Source organism: Nocardia carnea (genome assembly GCF_029868325.1).
GTDB classification, from domain to species: Bacteria; Actinomycetota; Actinomycetes; order Mycobacteriales; family Mycobacteriaceae; genus Nocardia; species Nocardia carnea_C.
The window spans coordinates 1-2807 of record NZ_JARWNW010000126.1 but is presented as its reverse complement, the minus strand read 5'-3'; the positions used below and the strand labels follow the sequence as shown (position 1 = coordinate 2807).

Sequence of the window (2807 nt, the reverse complement as noted above, 5' to 3'; positions counted from 1 at the left end):
CCCCCCTGGGGGCCCCCCCCTCGGGGGGGCCCCCCCCCTGGGGGTCGGGGGGGGGGGGGTGGGGTTTTAATCTCCATATATGTGTGTGGCCCGATAATATTCTCGGGCCACACTCATATCTCGGCTGAAACCGGCCGGATCAGCTTTCGCTGTCGGTGTCCGGGGGCAGTTCGCCCGTGACCAGGAAGATGACCCGGCGGCCGATCTCCACCGCGTGATCGGCAAACCGCTCGTAGTAGCGGCCGAGCAGGGTGACATCGACAGCGGGCGCCACCCCGTACTTCCATTCCCGGTCCATCAGCAGGGTGAACAGGTGGCGATGCAGATCGTCCATCGCCTCGTCGTCCTGGTTGAGCTGCGCCGCGCGTTCGGGGTCGCGGGATTCCAGCACTTCCTTGGCGCCCTGGCCCATACTGACCGCGATCCTGCCCATTTCGGCGAAATAGCCGTTGACCGCTTCGGGCAGGGCGTGGTTGGGATGCCGGCGGCGGGCCACCTTGGCCACATGCAGGGCGAGCGTACCCATCCGGTTGACGTCGTTGACGATCTGGATCGCGCTGACCACCTGCCGGAGATCTCCGGCGACCGGGGCCTGCGTGGCCAGCAGCGCGAAGGACTTCTCCTCCGCGTCGGCGATCATCTCGGCGATCCGATCCCCCTCGCTGATGACCTGCTCGGCCAGCGGCAGGTCGGCCTGGAGCAGAGCCTGCGTGGCGCGATCCATGGCCGAACCGGCAAGCCCGGCCATCTCGCCCAGCAGGTGGGCGAGATCGGCCATTCGCTCGTTGTAGATGACACGCATGAAACGAAGACTAGTTCGCCCCACTGTCCACGTCACCAACAAAGGGTGAACAACCCGCTAGCGGGGTTGTTCCGGTGGTCACTGTGCGGCGCAGGGATCGTCGCCGGCGTTCACATGTTCGAGGTCGCTGGGCAGTTCCACCGGTTCGGTGCCGGCGGCCGCCACATCGGTGATGGGGCTACCGACCAGGGCTGGTTCGTTCACGATCTGCTGGTAGTTCTCGCCGAGGACGAGTTCGACGATGCTGCCGAGAGACTCGTCGAGCTGAATGGACGCCCCGGGAATGGCGCTCGCCACCGTGGCCGCCTCGGCCTCGTGACCGGGGGAGTAGCGGACCTTCGTCTCGGTCGAACTCCCTTCCGTGTAGTTGCCGTAGTTGTAGATGTTGAAACCGACATTGGCCATCTCGCTCGCGGTGGAACTCGCCAGGCCCGCGATTCCCGAGCCGTTGGACACCAGCAACGACAGGGTGCTGGGATCCACCGCCGTAAGCGACGGCGGCACCGGAGCTTGGGAGGTCGGCGGCGGGGCCGGTGCGGTCTTCTCCCCGGGAAGTGGCTGATCGTCGCGGATCGCCTGGAAGATCGCCTGGATATCGGAGGTACGGGGGATCTCGTTGCCGTAGGACGTGGTGCCCGCGGTGGGCACGGTCAGGAAGGTCACTGCCCCGGAATCCAGATCCTGCAGCGATTTGCCCAGCATCAGCAGGTCGTTGGGTTCGACCTGGTCGACGAAGGTCGCCTTGGAGAAGGCCTGGACGAATCCGTTCAATTTGCCGGGATCCAACAGCATCTTGCTCGACAGTGCGCCGCGCAGCAGGGACGCGAGGAACTTCTGCTGGCGGTTGATCCGGTCGTAGTCGCTGCGCTCTTCGCCGTAGACGTGCCGGGCCCGGACATAGTTGAGCGCGGTCTTCCCGTCGATCTTGTGGCGTCCCGCCTCCGGGAGGATGGTGCCGAGCATGCCGTCTTCGAGTGGTTTGCTCACACACACCTCGACGCCGCCGACCTTGTCCACCATCTGTTCGAAACCGGCGAAATCGATACCGATGAAGTGGTTGATCGTGCTGCCTGTCAATCGCTGGATAGTGGACAGCAGGCACCGGGGACCACCCAGCGCGTACACGGCGTTGAGCTTGTCGCCCATGGCCGACGGAAACACATCTTCGGTGTAGCCCGGTTTCTGGTTGTCCCAGCCTTTGCATTCGGGCCGGGTGACGTCCAGGTCGCGCGGGAAGGACACGATCACCACGCGCTGCCGGTTCTTCGGGATATGCACCAGCATCGTGGTGTCGGCGCGTGCGCCCTCGGCATCCTCCACGGTGCCGGCGCCGACCTCGGCATTGTCCCCGGCGCGGGTATCGGTGCCGACGATCAGGTAATTCTCGTCACCGAGCTGAGCCTGCGCGTCGATCACATCGTCTTCGTTCTCGGCGAGCGCCGAGACCTGGGTGAAGCTGTTGCCGGTGGCGCGCAGATAGCTCCAGCCGCCGCCGGTGATCAGCAGTGCCAGCACGGAGAGGAACGCGACACCCGCGCGGGCTGCCAGGCGTAGCCGCTTCTCGCGCCGCGACCGGGCAGCCGATCGTCGCTTCGGCTTGCCGACCGTTTCGGGTTCGGCCGGACTCGAAGTTGGCCAGCCGCCGGTATCGGTTCGTCCGCCGGCCCGGGTTCCGCCCTCTTCGTCGAGGGGTGCCAGGACGTCGGTGGCATTCTCGTCGACTGCGGCCGCGGCGCCTTTACCGCGACGCCCGAGTGTGCTGCGTGATTGCCGGGAGCGTTTCGGAGCCCCGCCGGCATCGGGTCGTGGAACCCCGCCCTCCGGGTCCGGTTGCTGGGACAACGTGGTCGTGGGTTCGGGCTCTGCGGCCGGCGCGGGACGCCGGCCGTTCGGCGGCCGGTTGCGGGGAGCGTCTCGGGCCGGTTCGGGCGGCGGCGGGGGTACGGCTGCCCGGCCTTCCGTGGGCGGCCGGGCGGGGCCTCGCGCGGGAGGCGGATCGCTGCCC

The 2807-nt window shown here is 67.1% G+C and carries 2 protein-coding genes; both read right to left on the bottom strand.

The features are described 5' to 3' along the window. Window positions 1–139: 139 nt before the first annotated feature. Entirely contained in the window at window positions 140–802 is a 663-nt protein-coding gene (phoU, locus tag QH196_RS08925) for a phosphate signaling complex protein PhoU (protein ID WP_033244111.1), read from the bottom strand. Between the two features lie 78 nt (window positions 803–880). Continuing rightward, window positions 881–2807: LCP family protein (locus QH196_RS08920; RefSeq protein ID WP_280415288.1), on the bottom strand; the 1927-nt coding region annotated here is incomplete at its 5' end.